This is a genomic window from Prosthecobacter sp., from assembly GCF_034366625.1.
Classification (GTDB): Bacteria; Verrucomicrobiota; Verrucomicrobiia; order Verrucomicrobiales; family Verrucomicrobiaceae; genus Prosthecobacter.
This window is the reverse complement of sequence record NZ_JAXMIH010000005.1, coordinates 301,237-324,930: the sequence shown is the minus strand read 5'-3', so window position 1 is coordinate 324,930 and position 23,694 is coordinate 301,237. Positions and strand designations below refer to the sequence as shown.

Sequence of the window (23,694 nt, the reverse complement as noted above, 5' to 3'; positions counted from 1 at the left end):
TTTCTTTGGGCCACAGACTCCGCCATGTCACTCCAGACCTACCACTTCCTCCATCTCATTGGCCTGATCCTCGTCTTCATCGGTTTCGGCGGCCTGCTTTCCAGCGAAGGCGCGAAACGTGCGATGAAGTGGCACGGCATCGGGCTGATCATCAGCCTCGTCTCCGGTTTCGGCATGCTCGCCAAGATGTCCAAGGGGTTGCCAGAAGGAGCGCCTTCGCTCTACACCCAGCATTGGGTGCTCGTAAAATTCGCCCTTTGGCTCGTGCTTGGCTTCCTGCCCGTGCTCGCCAAGCGCCGCGTGCTCGCCGCTCCGTTGGTGGTGCTCATCGCCGCAGTGATCGGTGCCGTGCTGGGCTACATCGGCTATTTCAAGCCGGTGTTTTGATCCAATCAGGCGTCAAGCGCCTTGCTCTTCTCCGTCGCTGCGCGCACGGCCTGAATCAGGGCGTTGCGCAAACCGTGCTGCTCCAGCTTTTCGAGACCTGCGATCGTCGTACCGCCGGGACTGGTGACCTCATCGCGCAACGCCGCAGGATGCTTGCCGCTTAGGAGTACCATTTCGGCGGCTCCGGCCACGGTTTGAGCCGCGAGACGCAAGGCCGTGGCACGCGGCAGCCCCATGAGCACACCGCCATCCGCCAGCGCCTCGATCACGGTGTAAATGTACGCCGGGCCGCTGCCAGAAAGACCGGTGACGGCATCAAGCAGCTTTTCAGAGACTTCATCCGCCGTGCCGACAGCACCGAGGATCTTCGTGGCGAGCACCGCATCCTTCGCATTTGCCTTGCTCCCGCGTGCGAAGGCTGCAGCACCGACACCGACAAGCGCGGGCGTATTTGGCATGCTGCGAATCACACGCTGCCTGCTGCCGAGCCAGATTTCGAGATTCGCGAGCGAGATTCCCGCAGCAATGCTCAGATGCAACCGGCTGCCCTTGACTTCGGCAAGCGATTCGCACAGCGCCCGCATGTCGCCCGGTTTTACGGCGAGAATCACGACATCAGAAACGGCGGCCACCTCCTCCGGCGTGCCGGTGATGGATTTGCAGGAGAGGCACTTCCGCAGCGAGTTCACCGCCTCCGGCACCACATCGCTCAGTGCCACTTGCAGGCCGGCCTTGCCGAGCGCCTGCTCCACGCCACGCAGCAACGCGCCGCCCATTTTCCCACAGCCGATGAGTCCGAGTTTCAACATGCCGCGACTGTGCGGCAGATGCGGCATCCTGCAAGTCCGCCAATCTTCTCTTGCACAGCAGCCCGCTTTCCTGCCATGCTGCCACATTCGGTTCTAAAAATGTACGCCGATCACTTTCATCCCGAAAAAATCATTGCCGCCGGACCTTCGGCGAAGGTCTATCGCGGGGTGGAGACGGCAACCGGACGCAAGGTGCTGATCAAAGTGCTGTTGCAGGATCACGAGACCTTGCACCCTCTGGATCGTGAGAAGCTGCAGCTCCTCGCCCCTACACTGCTTCAGGTGCGGCATCCGCAGATCGCCGGGCTCATCACCCTGCTGCCCACCGAGGATGAGTTTGCACTCGTCTATGAATTCATGCCAGGAGTGAACGCCCGGGCCTTCGCCGCCGAGCGCCAGCCAGCGCCTGCGGATGTTCGTGCGCTGGCGGTTCAGTTCATGCACGCCCTGCTCGTCGGCGAGCATCTGCAACAGCCGCATGGCGATCCGAAGCCGAGCAACCTCATCATCGCAGATCATCCGGGCGGCGGATTGTTCCTTCAGGTGCAGGACTGGGGCCTCTCACTGACGCGAACCTCACATCCGCCCGAAACGATGTGGTTTCGTGCGCCGGAACTGCATGCCGGTGGCCGACCGACGACGCAAAGCGATCTGTTCACCGCCGCCGCGAGCCTGTTCTGCATCGCGACGAACTCCGCGCCCGCGCAAGGCGAGACCGTGGAGGAAATCATGTCTGACTGGCATGACTTCACCACCAATCAGGTTCTCAACCATGTGCGGCCGGATCTGGATCAACCGCTGCGCGACTGGCTTGCCTGGCTGCTCAACCTGGAACCACAACGACGTCCGCACTCTGTGGCACAGGCGCTCGACGCGCTGATGCTCAGCATGCAGAGCGGTTTCAGTTACATGCCACAGCAGGCGCCCGCGATGGCACCTGGCACACAGACGACTCAGCTCGTGTCCACGTCGCATCCGAATGCGCCGAAACCGAAACCCATCACGCCGAAATCAGCGCCATCAGCCGCACCCGCCACCGCAGCACCGGCGGTTGCTGCAAAAAAATCCTCCGGCAGCCGCACCCTGATCGCGGTGGTGCTGAATCTCGTCGCCATCGCCATCGCCGGCATTTTCCTCTGGCCCTTTCTTCGTGACGCCATCGCAGGCACGAAAATCACCGTAGATGAAGAGGAGGTCGGCAAGCCTGCCGCCAAGGCGAAATCAGCCGCGCCCATCACCACAGGATCCAGCGCGCTTGGTCGTTACATCCGCGTCGAGATTCCCGGCAAAGGCATCATCAACCTCGCCGAGGTGCAGGTCTTCAGCGGCAACACCAACATCGCCCCAAAAGGCACCGCCACACAGAGCAGCACCGACTGGGGCGGCATCCCCGAACTGGCTATCGACGGAAGCACAGACGGCGACAACAGCAAGGGAGGCAAAGTCAACCACACCGATGGTCAAGCACGTAGCAGCCCTTGGTGGGAGCTAGATCTCGGGCTTGAAGCGCCGCTCGAAACCATCGTCATCTGGAACCGCACCGACAAAGATTTCGGTGAACGTACCAAGAACCTCACCGTGAAGGTGCTGGATGCCCAGAAGAAGGTGCTCTGGGAGAAAAAAAACCTTCCGAAGCCAGATCCGAGTTTGGAGCTCGTGGTCGGCAAATGATGCCATTCAACAGCATTCTCCATGCTGAGGGCGCTGATTTCGCATACCTGACTCGCGTATAAACTCCGCGTCGTGAAAAGCTCCCCTGCCCTTCTTTCATTCCTGCTCGCCTCACACGCCGCAGCCGCCGTCGATTTCGTCAAAGACATCCAACCCATCCTCAGCGAACGCTGCTATCAATGCCACGGCTCGCACAAGCAGGAGGCCGCGTTCCGGATCGATCACAAGCCCAGTGCGATGAAGGGCGGCGACTTCGGCATCGCCATCGTGCCAGGCAAGGCCGATGACAGCCGCCTCATGCACGCCGTGCTCGGCACGAATCCAAAAATTCGCATGCCGCGCAAAGGCGGCCCGCTCACCGCCGATCAAATTGCCAAACTTAAAGCCTGGATCGATGCTGGAGCCGTTTGGCCGGACAGCGCCAGTGCGGACATCGAAAAGAACACCGATCACTGGGCCTTCAAGCCTCCCGTGAAGCCCAAAGTGCCCGCCAACGCGAAACATCCCATCGACGCCTTCATCCGCACCCGGCTCGAACAGGAAGGGCTCAAACCTTCGCCTCCTACCGCGCCCCAAACCCTCCTCCGCCGTCTCCATCTCGATCTCACCGGCCTGCCACCGACTCCGCTAGAGATCACCACCTTCACCAACGCTTACAAGAACGATCCGGCATCCAGCAGCCAGCATCTGGCATCCACTCTTCTCGCCAGTCAGCACTATGGCGAGCGCTGGGCCCGCCACTGGCTCGACGCCGCACATTATGCCGACAGCAACGGCTACGAAAAGGATCCTATGCGCTTCATCTGGTTCTATCGTGACTGGGTCATCAGCGCCTTCAACCGCGACCTGCCCTACGACCAGTTCATCATCCAGCAAATAGCCGGCGATCAGCTTCCCAAGGCCTCGCAGGATCAAATCGTCGCCACCGGCTTCCTGCGCAACACGATGATCAACGAAGAAGGCGGCGTCGATCCCGAGCAGTTCCGCATGGAGGCCATGTTCGACCGCATGGACACCATCGGCAAAAGCATCCTCGGCCTCACCATCGGGTGCACGCAGTGCCACAACCACAAGTACGATCCCATCACGCAGGAGGAGTACTACCGCATGTTCGCCTACCTTAACAATGACAACGAACCCTGGCGCGTTGTGTACACCTCCAGCGAGCAAATGCAGCGCTCCCAAATCCTCCAGCGCGTCACCGAACTCGAAGCCAAGCTCAAGCACGATCATCCCGACTGGCAGCAGCGCATGAACGCATGGTCCACCGGCATCAAGACCGCGCAGCCGCAATGGCGCACGCTCAGTTTTGAAGACGATCCCTCCGGTGGCGAGAAAGCGCTGCGCCAAGCGGATGGCAGCATCCTCGCGCAAGGCTATGCGCCGACGAAATCAGAAGTGAAGTTCGTGGTGAAACTCGAAGCACCCGTCACCATCAGCGCCTTCCGGCTCGAACTCATGAACGACCCCAATCTGCCCGCCTACGGCCCCGGACGCTCACAGAAAGGCACCGCCGCGCTCACCGAGTTCAATGTGGAGATGAAGATCGACGGCAAGATGACGAAGCTGAAGTTTGTCAAAGCCAGCGCCGACTTTGGCGAGACTGAGAACACGCCGCTCGCGCCTTTTGCCCGCGATCAAGACGTCTCGAAGGACAAACGTGTCACCGGACCAGTGAGCTACGCCATCGACGGCAACGACAAAACCGCCTGGGGTATCAATGCGGGCCCCGGACGCCGCAACGTGCCACGCAATGCCGTTTTCGTGCTCGAAAAACCCGTCGAGGTGAAACCTGACGCCGAGCTCACCGTCGGCCTCAGCATGAAACACGGTGGTTGGAACAGTGATGACCTGCAAACCATGAACCTCGGCCGCTATCGCATCAGCAGCACTGACGCGCCGAATGCGGCAGCAGATCCACTCTATGGCAAGAAGTCCGAGTTCACCGCCTTCCGTGCCACCGTTCCAGAGTGGGACCCCATCAACGACGAAATCGAAGCCGCGTGGAAGCAGCATCCCGAAGGCACCACCACGCTTGTGCTCGATGCACGCGATCAGCCGCGCATGACCGCGCTGCTCAAACGCGGTGACTTCACCAAACCCGGTGATCCCGTCACCGCTGGCGTGCCCGCCATGCTCAATCCACTTCCCCAAAACGCTGATGGCAGCCGTTTGACCTTCGCAAAGTGGCTGGTGAGCAAACAATCGCCCACCGCCGCCCGTGCCTTCGTCAATCGCGTGTGGCAGGCGGTCTTCGGCACCGGCTTGGTCGAAACCGCCGAGGATTTCGGCACCCAAGGCAGCGCCCCAAGCCATCCTGAGTTGCTCGACTGGCTCGCTGTCGATTTCATGGAGCACAACTGGAGCACAAAGCATCTGCTCAAGCTGATCGTCACCAGCGCAACCTACCAGCAGTCTAGCAACGTCACGTCGCAACACCTCGAACGCGATCCCTACAACCGCCTCCTCGCTCGCGGCCCGCGCTTCCGCGTCGAAGGCGAAGTCGTACGCGACATCCAGCTCGCCGCCAGCGGCCTGCTCAATCCCGCCGTCGGCGGACGCCCCGTCATGCCGCCCGCACCCGCCCATCTCTTCGAAAAACCCGCCAGTTACGCGCCCTTCCCATGGAAGGTCGAAGAAGACGCCAATCAGTTCCGCCGCAGCGTCTATGTCTTCCGCCGCCGCAGCACGCCCTATCCGTTTTTGAGCACCTTCGATGTGCCCAATGGCGAATCCTCCTGCATCCGCCGTTCCAAGAGCAACACGCCGCTGCAAGCTCTCATGACGCTCAATGAAACCACCAGCATGGCAGCCGCCCAAGCCCTCGCCCAACGCATGTTAAAAGAAGGTGGCCCCGATGACACCACCCGCATCGCCTACGGCTTCCAGCTCTGCACCGGCCGCACACCAAGCGACAAAGAAACCTTTGTACTCCTCGCCATGCTCAAACGCCATCAGTCTAAAGCCGGCGAAATTGATCCTCATACTCTTGTTGCCCGCGTGCTGCTCAACCTTGACGAGACGATCACGAAGGAGTGATGCTCACGGCTCGCGCTTCATCCGCCACAGCCAGTCCCTGTCCTTCACGCCACCATCGTCCTTCGCATCCGGTCCGGCGGACCAAAGCAGGTAGCCGTTTGTTTCGAGACGATAACCGGGCCATTGCGTTGGCCGGGCCGGATCGACAATGTTGAAGAGCTTCAGGTCATCCTTCACCGCATCAAGCGTCGCGGGAATTGTGCCGTGCCGCAAACGATGCTTCTCCAAGGCGCAGGCGATGATGAGGCAGCGGCGGTGAAAGAGCGTCTCGGCGGCGGCATGAGTGATGTTTCCCAAATTCGGAATCGCGATCGCGCCGAGCAGGCGGCGCGGATTGGGCCATGCGTTCGCCTCCTTGCTGCATTGCCTTACCTTTGCATCGCGTGACGCTGCACTCAGCCAGGCATCGGGGCCGGGTGGTCCGAGTTGGTCGAGCATGCAGTCGGAGTAAAAGGCGATGTTGGCATCATGCCAGCCGATGGGGCCCTTCTTCATGGCGAATTCGAAAGCTTCGTTGAACGTTCGTTCCCAAAAGGGAGCGTCTGGAGAATGATTGGAGATGCCGTCGAGAGCATCCGCATGACTGCGGAGATAAGCCAGACTGCGGAACATGCTGAGAATCTCACAGGCGTGGGCCTTCTCGTAGTTCTCCAAGTCATCGAACTGTCCCAGTCGAAGCTGCAGGCGGCTCAACGACTCCTCCGTCCACGCGGGACGGCTCAGCGCTTCATGCAGTGCGTCAAACGTGATGCCATGCAACGCCAGCGGCACGAGGCAGCCAATGATCCCGCCGCGTGCCGGCGCCTCACTGAAGCGCAGCATGATCTGGGCGGTGCTCGCGGCTTTGTCCGCATCGCCCACCAGCGCCGCGCTGCGGAGATGCAGGCCAAGCTGGCGCTGAAACTCACTGATGCTCTGGAACTCAGGCAATGCTGCCTCCCATGGATTGCCACCACTGGCTTCCATGGCCTCTTGCTGTCCTGGTTTCATCACGGAGAAAGGTTGGTTGATGCCTTCTGCCAGCTTTGGCAGCAGGCCGTTGCCATTGCCAAGTTCGCGGGCGAGCACGGCGGCGGGTGATTCGCCCATCACCACACCGCGCTTCTTGATCCACGCATCCAGATCGAGTCTTTCGATCCCGCCCTCGCCCGCGTCGAGGGTCTCTGGCTTGATGAAGTCCTTTGGCATCAGTGCATTCGCGGGCGGCGTGTATTTCATCCGACCGCTCTCCGGCTTGGTCACCCTCAGCCAGCTTTCCAGCACCGGATTGGCAAAGTAGTTCTGCTCGTCCGAGACCTTCGGCGGCATGAAGACCACCGGATCATCCGTGCCCAGCCGCTCCACCACCCGCCGATGCACTTCCGCGAGTTCGCGTGCGCTGCGCCAGTTTTCCCACTGCCACAGCAACGTGATCACAGAAAGCAGGCAGACAAACGTCCACAGCAGCCTGCGGAGCCATTTAAAGCGGCGGCTGGGGACTGCGGAGTTGTTCGAGGAGTTCATGGGCGAGGCGTTCAGCGTGTTCGAGATGGGCGAGGAGCTGCGCGGGCGTCACGGGCGGCAGTTTGGCGTATTTTTCCAGTGTGGACTGCGGAATGGCCTCCGGCGTGGTGAGGCGGAAGAAAAACGCGAGCAGCCAGCACGCGGCGAGGGGCCAGCGAATGGGGCGCGGAATGAGCGCCAGCAAAGTACTGAGCGGCTTTAGCCGGTGATTGTGTGGTTTGGCCGACCGGTGCGAGCTAAAGCTCTGAACTACTTTCTCGCGTTCCGCCAGCGCGGCAGCGAGCGTGTGCCGCAAAAACTCTGGCGGCGGCTGCCGCCAGCGCAGGGAGCGCAGCATTTGTTCCGTGGAGATGGGATCTGTGTTCATGCCAGGATGTGTTTTTGAGTGCGCAGTTTCTCCAAACCGTAGCGGTAGCGGCTGGCGATGGTTTGGGTGCGTAAATCGAGCAGCTCGCCGATTTCGCGGAAGGACAGCTCCTCCCAGAGATGCAGATGAATGACGCTGCGCTGGTCTTCGGGCAATGCGGCGAGCGCGGCGGTGAGCAGGAGCCGTTGATCTTCGGTCGGGGCATCCGCGTGAGGCTCGAACCACTCCGGCAGCTCCTCAGCCCAGCGATCCAGGGCCTTCTCGCGTGTTGAACGGCGGCGCAGGGCATCCAGCGCGAGATTTCGCACCAGGGTGAAGATCATGGCACGCTCGGACTGAGCGCTGGTGATCGCATCGGCATCACGGGCCAGTTTGAGAAACAATCCCTGCACCACATCCTGCGCCAGCGGCTCGTCCTTTGTCACCGACCAGGCAAACTGATACGCGCTGATGGCGTAGTCGGCATGGAGTCGGATGAGCGTGGCTTCGGTGGACGGCATTCGCGGTCAGTTTGCCGAACGACGCGGCAGATGGCCCGATTTATTTATCGGTTGAAGATTTTTGTCGTGCTCAGCCCGCTACGCGTCACTCCGACTGCCTTGCGGCAGTGAAGGCATCCAGATTCCAGATGCGCATGGTGCGATCACCAGAGAGGCAGGCGAGGCGGCGGCCATTCGGGCTGAAGACGAGCTGTCTGGGCGGACCCACCGGGCCGCTGAGTTCTTCCAGAAGCTTGCCGTCCGCCAAGTTCCAGAGCTTGATGGTGAGATCTTCGGAGGCAGTGGCAAGAATGAGGCGTGTGGGGTGAAAGGCGAGGGCCATGATGGGACTGTCATGAACGCGCAACTCCTGTTTGACCGCCAATGTCTGTGGATCACGCAGACGCACCATGCGGTCGGCGCCGCCTTCGGCGAGCAAGGTGCCATCGGCCGAGGTGGCGATGGCATTGATAACACTGCCGTTGGTGACGGAATGCACACTCTCACCTGAACCGGCATCGTAAAGCACCAGCCGGTCTTCCGAGCCTGGCAGGCTGCGCGCGGCCTTCGCGGCGAGGAGCGCGATGATGCGCGGTGAGGACCCCACCCATTCCGCCTCGCGGATGGAAAACGTCTTGTCCCATGAGGCGGTGGTGCTGCGGCCTGTTTTGGTGTCAACCACATAAAAAGCGCTGGCGGCGCGGACGAGAAGGCGGTCACCTGGGGGATTGAAGTGCATGAAGGTGAGGCCGCCGGGAGCTGTGAGGTGCCGCACCTCAACCACACGATCCAGGTTGCGACTCAGCAGTTGGATGTCGGACGCGGTTTTGCTGGAAGATGCCACCGCCGCCATTGCACCGTTCGCGCTGGCAGTGACGATGCGTGCCGCCTTGTCGCTCGCCTGCCAGATGGGATGACTCTGCGCACTCTCGATTTGAAGGTCGATGAGATCGATACCAGAGCTTACGCCGTGGACGAAGATCAGATCGTCGCTGCTCCAGAAGCAGGTGTTGGCAAATTCACGTGCCGTCAGACGGAATTCCTCACTCACGCCTTTGAGCCGCCATGCTTTGGCGGTGATGCCAGTGGCAAGAATCTCCCCGGAGAGCGGATGCACACATAGTTCCCGGCCGGTGCTGCTGGCATTGAGCAATGGCTGGAGGAAAACACCTGTGGGAGCATCCCAGACCTGGATGGATTGGCGACCACCCGAAAGGTTGGACAGAGTGACGAAACGCTTGCCGCCGAGCACGTAGTCCAGGGAGGACACAGCGCGGTCGTTGGCGCGGAACTCGTAGCGGATGTTGCCGGTCTTGATCTCCAGACAGCGCACGAAGCCGCGCTGATCGCCAGTCAAGGCATGCCGGCCATCAGGACTGATCGTGAGCGCCGTGAGACGTGTGCGTGGAATGCTCAACTCGCGCAGCACGTCGCCGCTGAAGGCGTTGATGATCTGGAGCCTCTGTCCGTTCGTGGCTTTGTGGCAGACCATCTGACGCCCTGTGCGATCGAAGGCGGCGTGTAGAAACGCTTCATCTCCTTCCGCAGACCAGAGAATCTCGCCGGTTTCCGTCCGGCGCATGTGAGAAGGTCCGTTGTGCGAAATTTCCAGCAGACGGCGCCCATCAGGGCTGTAGATCAGCTTGTCGGTGCCGGGACTGTCCAAGCGTGTGATGACTTTGCCGTCCTGCAGATTGTGAATGACGATGCCGCCACCACTGAGCTTGGCCGCCGCCAGCCTCTCTCCGTCTGGCGAAACCGCCAGGCAGAAGTCGGGTGAGGAGCGATCTTCAAAATCGAGCTGAAAACGAAGCAGGGTTGCCTCTGTGCCGAGCTTGGTGATCGACACCCAATGATCTGAAGAGACCGTGATGAACACACTCGCCTGAGTGGGATGCGGCAGCACCCGTTCCACAGCGGCTCCGCCGGGCACCTGGATGCTGGCCATCGAAGTGTCTGATTTTTCCATCAGGTAGCGCCAGCTCGAATCACGCAGTTCCACCGGAACCGCCAGCAGCGCATTCTGCATGGTGCTGCCATCCTGATCACGATAAGCGGCGTCGGCCAGGGCGATCTGGGCTTTGGCCAGAGATTTACGGGCCGCCTCTTTTTCTTCATGTGCTCTCTGCTCGCTCTGTTCGGCCAGGCTGCGCAGCCGGTTGTGCTCGCGCTCTGCCCGCGTAATGCGCCAGGTCTGCATGCCGCTGATGCTGATGCCGATAAGAAGCGCCACAGCCACCAGGGTGCCCATCGTGTAAACCAGCCGGTTGCGGCTCACCAGTTTTCGCAGGCGGTAAGTGTTGTTGTGCGGGCGGGCCACCACGGGCTCGCTGATAAGATACCTCTCCACATCCATGGCCAGGCCGTTCGCCGTCTCGTAGCGCAGGTTGCGGTCTTTCTGCGTCGCCTTCATCACGATCCAGTCCAGATCCTCACGCAAGGCAGCAACCAGCATCGCTGGAGTGGTTTGCTGGCGTGCCGCCAGCTTGGCGGCGGCCTCCTTGGGCATCAAGGCGAGCACGTCCGAAGGCTGGGGAGGAACTTCCTCGCAAATCACGCGCCGGATTTCCCTTTCACCGGCGGCCAGAAGCTTTTTCTGATCAAAGGGCGTGCGGCCTGTGAGCAGTTCATAAAGCAGGACCCCCAGGGCATACACATCACAACGTGTGTCGATGTCGATGTTTCCCGCCACCTGCTCCGGGCTCATGTAAACCGGCGTGCCGATCATCTGCTCGCCAGGGGGATGCGCATTCACACCGTTGGGCATCGGGCGTGTTGCCTTGGCAATCCCAAAATCAATCACCTTCGGCAGAGGTGTCCCGTCGTTCTTGCCCACAAGAATGTTGCTCGGCTTGATGTCCCGATGGCTGACGCCTTTTTGATGAGCGTGCTGCAGAGCCTTGCAGACCTCGATGAAAAGACTCAGGCGCTCCGCAGTGGACAGCCGGTGCTCTTCACAGAATCGCGTGATGGGAATCCCGCCCACAAGCTCCATCACAAAGTAAGGCAGCCCCTCGTTCGTCGCTCCCGCATCGTACACTTTCGCGATGCAAGGATGGTCCATCAACGCCAGCAGTTGCCGCTCCGCCTCGAACTGTGCGATGACCTCGCGCGTGTCCATGCCCAGCTTCACCACTTTCAGAGCCACCCGCCGCGGAATCGGCCCTTTTTGCTCGGCGTGCCACACGCAGCCGAAACCGCCGGATCCTATCACTCGGAGCAGCCTGTAACGATCGATCTGACCATGAGGCGGTTCCTCTTCTTGCTCCAAATGCACAGTCTCCTTGTTCTCGTCATCACCGCCCTGCCGGTCTTGTTGCTGCACCTCGGCCTTGTTCCGTGCGGCGAGCCGCTCTTCAATACGACGTCTCAAGACATCATCATCACCACACTCCCGCTTCAGGTAGGAATTACGCTGAGCCATAGGTCGCTTCAAAACGGCCTGGAAAAGAGCTTCCTCAACAGGACGTGAAGCACTCATGGCTAGCGAACATTCTGACAAGCTTGCCCCATGAGGCAATAGCTCACTTCATAAATTTACTAGAATGAATTAGCTGTGCTGGCCAACTTCCTGCGTCTGATTTCCCTACGAGACAATCAATCCAACAGCTTCGCTCCGCCCGTGTATTTATTCACCACGTCAGGATCGAGTTCGAGGCCAAGGCCGGGCGTTGTTGGGATCGCCAGCATGCCATCGGCATCAAGCTTCCAGCCGCCGAGAGTGATTTCGTCGATGAAGGGTGAACCGGTGAGGTATTCGACCAGATCGGTGCCGGGGAAGGCGGAGGCGAGATGCAGATCGGCTGCGAGTCCGACGGCGGTGTTCCAGCCGTGCGGGATGAACTGCACGCCGTGCTCCTGAGCCATCCATGCGATGCGGCGCTCCTCGCTGATGCCCCCGACCTTCGTCACGTCGGGTTGGATGATGTCGAAGGCGCGGGCTTCGAGGAAAGGCTGGAAAGCCTGGCGGCGCGTGAGCACCTCGCCGCCGGAAATCTGGACGGGTGAGTGCTCGCGGAGCTTCACGAAGTCTTCGAGCGCGTCGGGATTCAGCGCTTCTTCAAACCAATGCACGTCGTAATCGGCGAGCATCTTCGCGGTGTTGAGCGCCCACTTGTAGCCATTGGTCCAATGCGCGTCGCTGCCACCCGCATCGACCATGAGTTTGTTGTCCGCACCAACGGCCTCACGCGCTGCTTTGACGATGGCTTCATCCGTGGCCGCGTTGCGCCGTCCAAACGGCCCCCAGCCGATTTTGAAGGCGCGGAAGCCCTGTGCTTTCACCTTGAGAAGGTGATCCCGCAGCTTCTCAGGCTCATCCATGAGCAGCGAGGCATACGGCTGCACGCGTTCGCGATACCGACCGCCGAGCAAGCGTCCGACGGGCTGCCCCGTGGCCTTGCCGAGTAAATCCCACAGCGCGATGTCGATGCCGCTGATCGCGTGCGTTATTGATCCGCCGCGACCGAGCCAGAACATGTTCTGATGCAGTTTCTCGCTCACACGCTCGGGTTCGAGCGCGTTCTCGCCGCGATACAGCGGCTCCAGCACGGCCAGCGAAGCGCGAACGAGCGCGTCATTCGTGAACACACTGCCGAGTCCCACTGCTCCTTCATCGGTGTGAACGGCGATGAGCGTATGGACGCAGTCATCGGGCCGGAGTTCGTTGCTCCAGCCGCCTTCGGGCGTGGCTCCGCGCAAACCTGCGCAGCGGATTTCTCGGATTTTCATGAGTTGGATTAGTGTCGTTGGAAGAATTTGGACTTGGGAGTGAACGTAACATCCGCATCGAGCGGAAACATGGGACGCGGGCAGCGGGTGTGGCCGAGGTAGCACAGATTCGCACTCGTTGATCCAGGTGCATCGACATTCACCATCCGTGCGCACCAGTCGGCATACATGTGATGCTGGCAGTGCGGCGACTTCACCACCACGGCGTCGAAGCATCGCGGATTCTGGCCATGGGCGTAGAAGAACGAGCGGTCGTAGAGATTCACGGCATGACTGCTGACCACGAGCGTGAAGTTGCCCGCCTCCAGCACCGCTGTCGGCCCGGCGAGCCATTCTTCGCCGAAGGACTCGCTGCGGAATCGACCATCCGCGAGCAATCGCACCGTTGCGGTGATCGGCAGCGGTGTGAAGCGCTTCGGATCGAGCGTGCCGCCGACAGTCGTCGTGATCGTCGCGCCGATGCCCGCGGCAAAGGCCTGCTTCACCGTCCCTTCATCGACGATGGGCAGCAGCGTGCGCAAGGTGCAGCCGGTTTCCATGAGCTGGCGCAGGATCGCGTTGCTGTCGCCCGAAGCGCCGGAACTCGTCGCGTCCGCAGCATCCACGAGCGCGAGCGTGCCGTTGGTGTGAGCTTTGGCGATGCGCGTCATCTCCTCCAGGCTCACGAGCGGCACCTGCATCTTCTCGTGATGCTCCCAGAACAGGTTGGCGATGCGCAGCGCCTCGCGTTCGGCCAGCGCCGGGTCGTTGTCGGTCACCACGAGGGCGCACGAGGTGAGTTCCGGCACATCGGTGAACGGATTGCTCCACATCATCGCTGCCGAGAGTCCGCCCGCCCCTTGCTCGACGGCCTTCGCTGCCTCCACCACACAGCGAATCGAACCGGTGGCTGTGATGAGTTCATCACCACGCACGAGCGCTGGCACGGTCACTTTGGCCATCACCGGCTTCACCTCGCCTGCGACAATCTTCAACAGCAGTTTCGCCGCGCGCTGGCCGGTCTCGAAGAAATCGACATGCGGGTAGGTGTGATAAGCCACGATGGCATCGCTGTGCTCCGCCATGCGGTCCGTGAGGATGCCATGCAGATCGAGCGACACGACGATGGGCACGACCTCACCGAGAATCTTCCGCGTCTCCGCCAGCAGCCAGCCTTCGGGATCAAGTTCCACCTCGCTCGCCATCGCCCCGTGCATGCAAAAATACACGCCATCCACCGGCGGTGCTGCGCGAATGCCCTCCAGAAACTCCGCCGCGATGCGCTCCCAAGCCGTCTTCGCCAACGTGCCGCCCGAGGTGATGAAAAACGCGCTGTAAGCCGGCACCAATTCAACCCCCGGTGTCGCATTGAGCACGCTCAGCGCCCCGCCGATTTCATTGCGCACCGTGCGATGGTAGCGCAGCAGCTCCTCGCCGCGCCGAACCCCAAAGTCGTCGTAGCCGCTGAGGTGCGGATTGAAGGTGGAAACTTCCTGTTTGCATTCGGCGATGAGGATTCGGGGCATGAGGGGGATATTCTACGGTTCAACCACGCCAGCCTTCCGCCAAGTCTCATCAAAATAGCCCGCGCGGACAACTTCCTCGGGGAATACAGGCGATGTCGGCCGCCACTGATCCGCGCCCGGCGTAATCTTCATCACCGTCCAATCGCCAAGTCGTGGGAATAACAGGTAATTGAAGGCGGCAAATTCCTTCTCGTGGAAGGTGTGGCCGCTGTTGATGACAATGTAGCGATCCTCGGCAAGCGGGCTGGCGCAGATGAAGACGGGGGCGTGATCTTTGGTTGACTGAGTTTGGTCGCCGAGGCGAACTTCATCGCGTGTCCACGTCACTGGCAGTTTCGGCAGGGCTTTGGCGATCCATGAGTTGCTGCCGGGATCGCCGAAGAGGATGAGGTGCTTGTCGCGCAAGTCGGACTCGGTGACTTCGGTGTCGTCCTTCACCGGCAACTCGCCGCGCATGTAGCGCGCCCATTCGTATTCGAAGCGTTTCAGACTGGCGTCGGCCCAGGTGTTCACTTCAGCATTCCAGGGCTTGCCGGTGCCGCGCACGCAGAGGAAGGACGTGGCGAAGGCGTCGTCGATGGGGCCTTGGAGACCAGGACGCTTGCCGGTGAGTGCGATCTGGCTACGCAGGCCATCGCATTGCCAGGAATCGCCGGACTTCGTGAAAACGAGCACGTCATCGGCCTTGTGCGAAGGTAAAGCGATCTCGATACCGGCGATGCGCATCTTGGTCACGGGACGATGAATGGCGAAGCGGGCGATGTTGCGCGCTTCGCTGACTTCGATTCCATCATCGGTCACACTGGCACTAAACTCGGCGCGTTCGTAGTGCTTGCCGAGGCTTAGCAGTTCAAGCCAGTGACAGCGGTTGTATTTCAGCGTCCAAGTCACGAAGCGAAGCTGCTTGGGATCATGGTCGAGACCTTTGGCGACGTGTTCGCCGATGCGGCGCATTTGTTCGGCGTGTGTCTTCGGATCAATGACGTGTCCGGTGCCGGGTGAGATGAGATTCACAAATGGGACACCTTCCTTCTCGAAGACCTCGCCCATGTGGACGTGTGATTGGAAGAAGGTGTCTTTGTCACCGATGCACGCGATCTCCGGCACCATGCTAGCATTCGCGGCATAGTCCACGGAGTCGAGCATGTGCAGGCCGATCTCCTGATGCGGTGGCAACGGACCGACCTTGATGAAGCTCGGGATCGGTGTCTCGGAGAAGCGATGCGTGTCCACATAGCCGCAATACGGTCCGATGGCGACGAAGCGGTCTGGGTGCTTCAAACCGAGATGCCAGGTGCCTGAGGCTCCCATGGACATGCCACGCAGCACGATGCGATCGCGATCGATCTTGTAGTTGCGGCACACGGCTTCAATGGCCTCGAACACATCCGTCTCGCCCGCCCAGCGGTAGCAGTTCTCGACGCGACCGAGCGGATGCAGTTCGATGAAATCTGCCTCAGAGGCGGGTTTGTCGGCATCACCTTCATCGAAACGTGACATGAACTTCAGCTCGCTCATGCCGACGGGCTTCGAGCTGCCGTGCAGCACGACATCGAGCCGCATGGGTTTCGTGCCATCGTAATTCTTCGGGATGATGACGCCGTAGGGCTGTGTCGATCCATCGACGGCTGAGACAAAGCCGCGCACGACTTTGCCTTTCTTCGTGGTCCACGGCGATTGATTTGCCGCCAGAGCCGTGACGCGCTCGGTGCCGCGAACAATGGCCTTCTCAATCGTAGCGACATCTTTGGCGGTGAACGCGGATTCGTAGCGCAGCGCCCATTCGCTTCCTTTGTAAAACACCTCGGCATCGGCCAGCAAATCGGCATGAGCTGGTTTGAGCTTCGCCATCTGTGCCTTCAATGTTTTCGCCGACTCGTGCAAGGCGCTCGTGCTCACCGCCTCGCGTAGCATGAACTCCATCGCAGCGCATGTGTCCTCGTAGTTGGTGGAATGACCGCCAGCTTCGCGATGAATGCTTAACACCTTGCGTTTGGCCTGCTGGAGCTTCTCCACGAGTCGCAGCACGCTCTGCGGTGGCACGGACTCATCTTTGCCGCCGGTCGTGACGGCAACAGGCATCACCAAACGGTCCGGCCACAGCTCGGCGCTGCGCTTTTTGTATTCGTCGGGCACTTGGTCCTTCGTGCCACCATACGAGGCGATGATAGCGTCTTGGAATTTGGCATACTCGACCATGTTTGCCGTTCCGTTCAGGCTGCACACACCCGCGATCAGCTCAGGATGCAGCGCCGCGAAGATCAGAGCGGACGTGCCACCCATGGAGCCGCCTGCGATGAAGACGCGGCCAATTTGATGACGCCGTTTCAGTTCCGCGATGATCTGCACGACATCCGCCTCGGCCTTTGGTCCCATCCATGATGTCTTGGCGCGATAGTCGGGCGAAACGACGATCAAACCGTGCTTCGCCGCCACATCACGCAGGCCCTGGCACTCGCCCCTTGTTTGTTGGATGAACTGCCAGCGGTCTGATCCGTGTCCGTGGAGGGCGATGACAACATCCCGACCTGCTTTGGACGCCGCATCACTCGGGACAAGTTCCACATAGCGCTGCTCGGTGTCGTCGAGGTTGGATCGAAAGGCCACGTCGGTAAGAAGCATGTTATCGGACTCGGTCACAGTCGCGCCCTTGAAGACTAGGATGGGCTTCTTCGGACCGGGGGTGACGAAATGATTGCGCGAGATGTCGGCGTTGCCTTTGACGACGATGGCGGCCACGCCACCACCGCGGATGGTGTTTCCTGTGATGACAGCCTTTGAATCTTCCAGCACGGCGATCATTGGCGGCACACCGCCTTCGCGGGTAAGTTCATTCGAGTGAATGACCGCCTCAGAGCCGCTGGTGACACCGATGGCGACGAGCTTGTTTCCGTGGAGCCGGTTGTTCTCGATGCGGGCCTTCGCCTTGTCTCGCAGGCCGATGCCGGCACGGATGTTGTCGTGGCAGTGGTTGCGCATGACTTGGGGCGACGAGCCTTCGCTGATGCCGATGCCAGCGCGGATGTTCGTGTGGCATTCGTTGTCCTGGATGAGCGGGCTCGCGCCATCACAGCCGATGCCGGCGTAGAAGTTTTCAAAGCAGAGGTTCTGCTCGATGATGGCCGTGGAACCGCTCATGGAGCCGATGCCGCCGCCCATGTTGCGATAGCAGACGTTGTTGGTGATGCGCGGCGATCCAGCGGTGATGGCGATGCCGGTGTAGCCGATGTGATGGACGATGTTGTGCCGCACCTCGCATTCGACCTTCACCGCGATGCCTGGCGTGCCTGCTGCGCCGATGGGCTCGTGTTCCTGCTCGCTGCCCTGCGTGTCAAAATGATGCTGCCAGAGCTTGTCATCGTATTTGCCGACGCCGGAGACGGTGAAGCCGTCCAGCACGGATTTCTCGGCCATTTCGACACCGCCTTCGAGAGTCGTCGCTTCGGCTCGCTTGAGGCCGAGCGTGCCCTTGTCGTCGTTTCCGGCGCTCTTCAGCGTCACTCCCGGTTTGAGCTTCACGGGGCCACGATACGTCCCCGCAGCGACGAGCACGACATCGCTCGCTTGAGCCGCGCTGAGAGCCATTGGGATGCTGGCATGATCATTGGGGACGTGAATCGTCGCTGCGTGCAGCGAGCCGGTTGTGGCGATCAGGGCGAGGAGCGATTTCATCAGCGGCGAGGTTCGGGTGGGGTGAAAACGGGTCCGGCTTCGGTGCGCTGGAGTTCGGCGAGCAGGCGTTTGCGATACTCATCGAGCACGGCGCGATGCGCGGGATCGGGGGCTAGATTTTTGAGTTCGTGCGGATCAGCCTCCAGGTCGTAGAGTTCCTCGATTTCATCCGGGACGAGTGTGTTCACATACTTGTATCTGCCCTGCCGGAGGAACTGCCACCAGGGGACATAGAGCTTGGCGTTGATCTCCTTGCTGCTGCGGTCCTCGGGCCGTGCATCGCCGAATCGCAGGCCGATGTGTTCCATCATCACGGCGCGATCCGTGAGGGCGGCGGGGTCGCGCAGCAGCGGGCGGAGATCGTGGCCGTGCATCGTGTGCGGCGGCGTGACTCCGGCAAAGCCGAGCAAGGTGGGCGCGACATCGACGATGGTGGCTGGCTGGCGGCACACACCGCCTTTCGCCACGACGCCGGGCAGGCGAAAGATGAGCGGCATGCGCAGGCAGGCATCATACGGGCCGACTTTCCACGCGAAGCCGTGCTCACCCCAGGCGAAGCCCTGATCGGAGGTGTAAATGATGAGTGTGTTGTCGAGCTGGCCGCTCTCCTCCAGCGCACGACGCAGATCGCCGACGCCTTCATCCACCGCGCTGACGAGGCGGTTGTAGGCGCGAACGGTGTCAGGCAATGACTTGCCTCCATACGCTGGCTGACCATCGGGCCTGCGCTTGAACATCGACCAGTCGCGCATGTAGCCGGGCTTGTCCGGGCGCGGGCCGAAGACATCGGCGGGCGTGGTTACCTCAGCATCGGTGTAAAGATCCTTGTGGCGCGAGTGCGTGGTGTTCGGCAGATGCGGCGCGTTGTAGCAGAGCCAGAGCATCCACGGCTTGTCATGCTTTCGCCGGATGAAATCGGACGCGAGGTGCGTGAAGACATCCGTGGTGTAGCCCGGCAGCGTCTTCGGCGGCGCACCGTCGATGGCGAGATCCTGATCGTTATACCAGTCGCCCTTGATGACGTTCTGATCCCACACGGCGGAGTGATCCCAAAGAACCCCATGCGCGGCATTCTGACCGATGTGCCACTTGCCGATGAGTGCGGTCTGGTAGCCGGATTTTCGCAGCGCAGCAGGCCAGAATGGCGCGGTGGATGGATCGAAGGCCTCGCCCTTCGCCGTCACGCCCTTCAAGTGAACGCCATGAATGCCATGCGGCAGCCGGCCGGTCATCACGCAGGCGCGGCTCGGCGAGCACCACGATGCGCCGTAAGCCGTGGTGAAGCGCACGCCCTCCGCCGCGAGCCGGTCGATGTTCGGCGTGCGCACCCATGGCCACGCGCCTTCCTCACGATAGCAGCCGAGCGCGCGCTGGCTTTGGTCGTCGGTGTAGATGAAGAGGATGTTCGGGCGCGACGGAGCTGCGGCAATTAGCACGCACGGCGCGATGAGGGCGAGGAGAAGGATGAGTCGGTGTTTCATCGGGTGGACAACTTCCATTGTGCAACTTCGGCGAGGATCTCCTCGCGGGAGCAGCGCGGACGCAAAGCGGTGCGCACTTTGAAGCCGTAGTCCTTCATCAGCTCGGGCTTTTGGATGAGGAACTGGAAATCCCAGGCGGGGTTCGTGGATTTCAGCTCTGCATTGGCTCCGCCGCCGCTAGGTGAGTGCGTGAGGCGGATGCCTTCCGTGCGGTCGAACATGACGATCCAGGTGAGGTCGTCGAAGTGGCCGTAGAAGAAGGGTTGGTCGAAGCGGAAGCGCGAGAGGGTCTTGAAGAGCGTGTCGCGTCCGCCGTCGGGGAAGGTCATCTCGAATTGATCATCGCGATGCCGCACAGTGCTCTGGTCGTTGTGCCACTGGGTGCAGAACTGCGTCCACATGTCCTTTTGAGAGTCGAGTCCGCCGAGGAAATACATGCTCTTGTCCGCCGGTGCGTTCATGTAGCTGGCCCAGAACAGCGAAAGGTAGCCGCGCGGGAACACATCGCGATGCGCGCGGCAGCGGAAATCCATTTCGAGGTAATGTGGTGCGACGAGCCGGAAGTGCGTCCAGCTTTCGACGTGAAACGTCGGTGTGGGTGCTTGATGCAACTCTGCCTCGGTGTCGCTGAGGCGCGTGAGCTGCATGGGCGCGTTGCGCGGCTCAAAGAGGGTCTTCGAATCCTCCAGATGCTCGCCGGTGACGATGTGCTCGAGATTCAAGCCTGCGACGGCTGGCACGAAGAGGCTGCGCGTGCCTTTGGCATGTCGGAGATTCCACACGCCGTTGTAGCCCGCGCGGTGCTCGCCCTGCGCGGAGTTGTCGCCGATGACGGCGGTAAGATCGCTTGCATGGAGCGTGACGTGTGTGGGCTTGGAATCCGAGGATGCTACGGCAATTTGCGAACCGATGGTTGCGGCTACGGAACCACGAATGAAGTCACGGCGGTGGAGCGCATCGGATGAGTTGAGAGATGCGGTCGTGTTCATGAAGTGTAGCATAGCCTTTCTAGGCTGTGTCGGAAGTGTGGTGACGATAATGGATGCATAGAGCCGCTTGGCACAGCCTAGAAAGGCTATGCTACCGCCTCGGAATCACTGGCAGGACGATGTGCGATGCTTGTTCGGTCGTGTGCATGATCTTCTGCGTGGCGACAACACTGGTTGTTTCGAGGCCGATGTTATCCGCGCCGGTGTTGAGGTTGCGCAGGTAGAGGGGGAAATAGCTGCTGGAGATCTCGACGCGGATGTGGTGCCCCTTCGCGAAGGCGTTGGCCGTGGCCCGCCAAAATTCGATGGTGTATTCATTCACTTGGTTGGGCTCGATGAGGCTGAGCTTGTCGGGATTGAAGGTGCCGGCGTGATCGGGATCGCGATGACGGGCGCGCATGAGGCCTTCACAGAGCATGGCGGAGAATCCGTCGGGTTGCACGTCGATGAGACGGACCATCCAATCCGTGTCGCGGGCAGAGGTGGCGGCGTAGAGCTTGGCGGTGATCGGGCCGGTGACTTCGACCTCTTCATCGAGCGGCGGCGTGGTATAGACGAGCACATCGGTGCCGCTGGCCGATTTGCGTGTGTCCACGGCTCCGTCCTCGATATGGCCGCTGGTGAAGTCCGAAAGCGTTGGCTTGGCGGGATCATAAACATACGAGTCAGACGTGGCATCGCCCGACGCTGGTGCCGTGGTGCTCAGCACGCCGTCGCCGTTTGTCGTGTTCGCGTGGCCTTTGCTGTGGAGATAATACTTGGTCCAGCGCGTCTGCGGCAGCGGCCAGTCCTGCTCGGCAGACCACTTGTTCCGGCCCATCACGAAGACATGCACGGGAGCGTCCTTCATCACGCCGTTATCGACACCCTTGAGCCAATGGTCGAACCAGCGGCACACATAACCATCCCAATTGATCACCGCATCAGCGCCGTAATCGAACGCGCCCACTTTGCGGTTCTGATTGAAAATGTGCGGCCACGGGCCAATCACGAGTCGGGGACGACGTGCGTCGGGTGTCGCACCGTATTTTTTCATCGCGAGGTAGTTCATCGGCGAGCCGTTGGCATCGCCATCGAACCAGCCGCTCACCGCGAGCGATGGCACCGCGACCTTCGCATAGCTCTGCGGAGTTTGATAAGCGATGCCGCGCCAATACGGGTCGCTCGCCGTGTTGCCGCGAATCCACTTTTCGAACCATGGCGAATCGAGAGCGCCGCGCAGCTCGTTCAGCTTGAGGTAGGGCAACTGCATGTAGTCGCTGAGCCGTCGCTCGCTGGACGCGAAGCCACCATAAGGACCGGGGCCGATGATTTGACCCACGCGTCCGGCCATGGCTCCGGCCCAGTCCAGCATCACACCCTGGAGCACGCCGTTTTGATAAGGCAGGTTGTAGAACTGATCGGGCGGCGCGACTTCCGGCACGATGGCCTTCAGCGACGGGGGTCCCTGCGTGGCGGTCCACCACTGCGTCCAGCCCATGTAGGACAGTCCCATCATGCCCACCTTGCCATCGCACCACGGCTGCTTCGCCAGCCACTCGACGAGATCATAGCCATCGGTCTTGTGCTTCGGGTCAAAGGGATCCCACTCACCTTCCGAATCAAAGCGACCGCGCGAGTCCGCCACCGCGACCACATAGCCCCGCTGCGCAAACCAGGTGCCGCGCTTTTGATAACCCGGATTATTGCCGTAAGGCGTGATGATCAGGATCGCAGGGAATCGCCCGTCGGACTTCGGCTGAAACACGTCCAGCGAGAGCCGCACACCATCGCGCATGGCCGCTTTGTTGCCGCGCGTCGCTTTGACTTCGAACTGCTCGGCGGAGTATTGGCCGGGATCGGGTGCTTCTGCTTGAAGAGCGGCCAGTGGGGCCAGCAGCAGAGCTGTGAAGGTGAGGAGAATCGGTTTCATCAATTTGGGGGCAAATGTCGTAAAATCAGTGGCAATGTTGCTCCATGTGGAGCGAGTGTTGCTTTTGCAATTGCCTTGGGCAACACTGGCTTGAATTCAAGCTTACGAGACCCCAGTGGGGCTTTGTTGCATTCAAACCATCGATTCCCGTATGCCCTCCGCAGCCCAAGTCAAAGCTCTCCTCCAAAGCCACACCAGTGGTGACGACGAGCGATTTTACGCGGTTGCACTCCAGGTAGCGGCAGCCGAAGCGAGGCACGGCCACGAGACTTTGGCAAAAGATCTGCGCACTTTGGTGGATCGGGCCAAGTCCAAGCGCTCCCTGGCCCATGCAACGACAAACGTCCTGCATATTGCCCAGCCGACCGGTGAAGCAGCCGAGTTGTTGGACTCGCAGCATCCAGAGATCAGCGTGCGTGATCTTGTGCTTTCTGATGCGATTCGGGAGCGGGTGCAGCGGGTAATCCAGGAACAGCGTCAGATTAATCGATTGCAGGCCCACGGACTCCGTCCCCGCCAGCGGCTTCTGTTCACAGGACCGCCGGGCTGCGGCAAGACAATGACGGCATCGGCAATCGCATCGGAACTACGACTGCCCCTGTTCGTAGTGCGGCTGGATGCCTTGATCACGCGCTATCTGGGCGAATCTGCCAACAAGCTGAGGTTGATCTTTGATGCGGTGAACCAGACCCGTGCAGTTTACCTTTTCGATGAGTTCGACAGTATCGGTTACTCAAGGGAATCTGGCAATGACGTCGGGGAAATGCGTCGTGTATTGAATTCCTTTTTGGTCTTTATCGAGCGAATGCACAGCCATAGCCTCGTGATTGCAGCGACGAATCATGGCGGGCGATTGGACAAGGCTCTTTATCGTCGCTTCGATGATCTCATCGAGTTCAGCCTGCCAGGAGAGCTTCAGATTCGACAGATGATCGACTCACGATTGCAAAGTATTGCCGCACCGAAACTCATGTGGCCAAGAATCGTTAAGGCAGCAGCGAACCTCAGCTTCGGTGAAATCGGGCGTGCTTGCGAAGACGCGATGAAGCAATCCATTCTCAAAGAGACAGGCAAGGTGACGACCACAAGTCTGATAGCCGCTCTAAAGGAGCGCCGGTTGTTTCTCCCTCCGTTAAGCGAACCGTGATG

Annotated in this window: 15 protein-coding genes; 4 read left to right on the top strand and 11 right to left on the bottom strand. The window is 60.7% G+C overall.

The features are described 5' to 3' along the window. Positions 1–24 precede the first annotated feature (24 nt). Positions 25–387 carry a hypothetical protein gene (locus tag U1A53_RS02295; protein ID WP_322278741.1) on the top strand — a complete coding sequence of 121 codons (363 nt, stop codon included), beginning with the start codon at positions 25–27 and terminating at the stop codon, positions 385–387. A gap of 5 nt (positions 388–392) precedes the next feature. On the opposite strand, the gene proC is transcribed toward U1A53_RS02295, so the two are convergent. Further along, positions 393–1,196: a pyrroline-5-carboxylate reductase gene (gene proC, locus U1A53_RS02290; RefSeq protein ID WP_322278740.1), complete on the bottom strand. Its 804-nt coding sequence runs from the start codon at positions 1,194–1,196 to the stop codon at positions 393–395. Between the two features lie 75 nt (positions 1,197–1,271). On the opposite strand from proC, the gene U1A53_RS02285 reads away from it, so the two are divergent. Next, positions 1,272–2,867 (top strand): protein kinase, encoded by a 1,596-nt coding sequence (locus U1A53_RS02285; RefSeq protein ID WP_322278739.1) that lies wholly within the window; start codon positions 1,272–1,274, stop codon positions 2,865–2,867. 72 nt (positions 2,868–2,939) lie between these two features. After that, positions 2,940–5,906: a PSD1 and planctomycete cytochrome C domain-containing protein gene (locus U1A53_RS02280; RefSeq protein ID WP_322278738.1), complete on the top strand. Its 2,967-nt coding sequence runs from the start codon at positions 2,940–2,942 to the stop codon at positions 5,904–5,906. Positions 5,907–5,909: 3 nt separating this feature from the next. Here the strand turns inward: U1A53_RS02280 and U1A53_RS02275 are convergent, their stop codons facing one another. The 10 genes from U1A53_RS02275 to U1A53_RS02230 form a co-directional block, all read right to left on the bottom strand. Further along, positions 5,910–7,409 (bottom strand): hypothetical protein, encoded by a 1,500-nt coding sequence (locus U1A53_RS02275; protein WP_322278737.1) that lies wholly within the window; start codon positions 7,407–7,409, stop codon positions 5,910–5,912. Then, complete coding sequence (locus U1A53_RS02270; protein ID WP_322278736.1) at positions 7,366–7,776, bottom strand: hypothetical protein; 411 nt, start codon at positions 7,774–7,776, stop codon at positions 7,366–7,368. Before U1A53_RS02270 ends, U1A53_RS02275 begins: the two co-directional genes overlap by 44 nt. Next, positions 7,773–8,276, bottom strand: a complete 504-nt coding sequence (locus tag U1A53_RS02265; protein ID WP_322278735.1) for an RNA polymerase sigma factor — start codon at positions 8,274–8,276, stop codon at positions 7,773–7,775. Before U1A53_RS02265 ends, U1A53_RS02270 begins: the two co-directional genes overlap by 4 nt. Positions 8,277–8,361: 85 nt before the next feature. Further along, a complete protein-coding gene (locus U1A53_RS02260; RefSeq protein WP_322278734.1) occupies positions 8,362–11,679 on the bottom strand; it encodes a WD40 repeat domain-containing serine/threonine-protein kinase in 3,318 nt (1,105 codons plus the stop codon). Positions 11,680–11,852: 173 nt separating this feature from the next. After that, positions 11,853–12,986 (bottom strand): mandelate racemase/muconate lactonizing enzyme family protein, encoded by a 1,134-nt coding sequence (locus tag U1A53_RS02255; protein WP_322278733.1) that lies wholly within the window; start codon positions 12,984–12,986, stop codon positions 11,853–11,855. Positions 12,987–12,994: 8 nt separating this feature from the next. Beyond that, positions 12,995–14,491 carry a M81 family metallopeptidase gene (locus U1A53_RS02250; RefSeq protein ID WP_322278732.1) on the bottom strand — a complete coding sequence of 499 codons (1,497 nt, stop codon included), beginning with the start codon at positions 14,489–14,491 and terminating at the stop codon, positions 12,995–12,997. A 12-nt stretch (positions 14,492–14,503) separates the two neighbouring features. Beyond that, complete coding sequence (locus U1A53_RS02245) at positions 14,504–18,163, bottom strand: alpha/beta fold hydrolase (RefSeq protein ID WP_322278731.1); 3,660 nt, start codon at positions 18,161–18,163, stop codon at positions 14,504–14,506. Next, positions 18,163–19,644, bottom strand: a complete 1,482-nt coding sequence (locus U1A53_RS02240; protein WP_322278730.1) for a sulfatase-like hydrolase/transferase — start codon at positions 19,642–19,644, stop codon at positions 18,163–18,165. Before U1A53_RS02240 ends, U1A53_RS02245 begins: the two co-directional genes overlap by 1 nt. After that, positions 19,641–20,633 carry a hypothetical protein gene (locus tag U1A53_RS02235; protein WP_322278729.1) on the bottom strand — a complete coding sequence of 331 codons (993 nt, stop codon included), beginning with the start codon at positions 20,631–20,633 and terminating at the stop codon, positions 19,641–19,643. The genes U1A53_RS02240 and U1A53_RS02235 overlap by 4 nt, the downstream gene beginning before the upstream one ends. Positions 20,634–20,724: 91 nt before the next feature. Continuing rightward, entirely contained in the window at positions 20,725–22,545 is a 1,821-nt protein-coding gene (locus U1A53_RS02230; protein ID WP_322278728.1) for a CocE/NonD family hydrolase, read from the bottom strand. Between the two features lie 151 nt (positions 22,546–22,696). Here U1A53_RS02230 and U1A53_RS02225 point away from each other — a divergent pair, with 151 nt between their 5' ends. After that, on the top strand, positions 22,697–23,692 hold the full coding sequence (locus tag U1A53_RS02225; protein WP_322278727.1) for an ATP-binding protein: 996 nt from the start codon (positions 22,697–22,699) through the stop codon (positions 23,690–23,692). Positions 23,693–23,694 lie beyond the last annotated feature (2 nt).

Excerpts from the sequence above, each read along its gene's own strand:
- U1A53_RS02295 (WP_322278741.1), top strand. The coding sequence starts at position 25 with ATGTCACTCCAGACCTACCACTTCCTCCATCTCATTGGCCTGATCCTC.
- proC (WP_322278740.1), bottom strand. The coding sequence starts at position 1,196 with ATGTTGAAACTCGGACTCATCGGCTGTGGGAAAATGGGCGGCGCGTTG.
- U1A53_RS02285 (WP_322278739.1), top strand. The coding sequence starts at position 1,272 with ATGCTGCCACATTCGGTTCTAAAAATGTACGCCGATCACTTTCATCCC.
- U1A53_RS02275 (WP_322278737.1), bottom strand. The coding sequence starts at position 7,409 with ATGAACTCCTCGAACAACTCCGCAGTCCCCAGCCGCCGCTTTAAATGG.
- U1A53_RS02270 (WP_322278736.1), bottom strand. The coding sequence starts at position 7,776 with ATGAACACAGATCCCATCTCCACGGAACAAATGCTGCGCTCCCTGCGC.
- U1A53_RS02265 (WP_322278735.1), bottom strand. The coding sequence starts at position 8,276 with ATGCCGTCCACCGAAGCCACGCTCATCCGACTCCATGCCGACTACGCC.
- U1A53_RS02260 (WP_322278734.1), bottom strand. The coding sequence starts at position 11,679 with ATGGCTCAGCGTAATTCCTACCTGAAGCGGGAGTGTGGTGATGATGAT.
- U1A53_RS02255 (WP_322278733.1), bottom strand. The coding sequence starts at position 12,986 with ATGAAAATCCGAGAAATCCGCTGCGCAGGTTTGCGCGGAGCCACGCCC.
- U1A53_RS02250 (WP_322278732.1), bottom strand. The coding sequence starts at position 14,491 with ATGCCCCGAATCCTCATCGCCGAATGCAAACAGGAAGTTTCCACCTTC.
- U1A53_RS02245 (WP_322278731.1), bottom strand. The coding sequence starts at position 18,163 with ATGAAATCGCTCCTCGCCCTGATCGCCACAACCGGCTCGCTGCACGCA.
- U1A53_RS02240 (WP_322278730.1), bottom strand. The coding sequence starts at position 19,644 with ATGAAACACCGACTCATCCTTCTCCTCGCCCTCATCGCGCCGTGCGTG.
- U1A53_RS02235 (WP_322278729.1), bottom strand. The coding sequence starts at position 20,633 with ATGAACACGACCGCATCTCTCAACTCATCCGATGCGCTCCACCGCCGT.
- U1A53_RS02230 (WP_322278728.1), bottom strand. The coding sequence starts at position 22,545 with ATGAAACCGATTCTCCTCACCTTCACAGCTCTGCTGCTGGCCCCACTG.
- U1A53_RS02225 (WP_322278727.1), top strand. The coding sequence starts at position 22,697 with ATGCCCTCCGCAGCCCAAGTCAAAGCTCTCCTCCAAAGCCACACCAGT.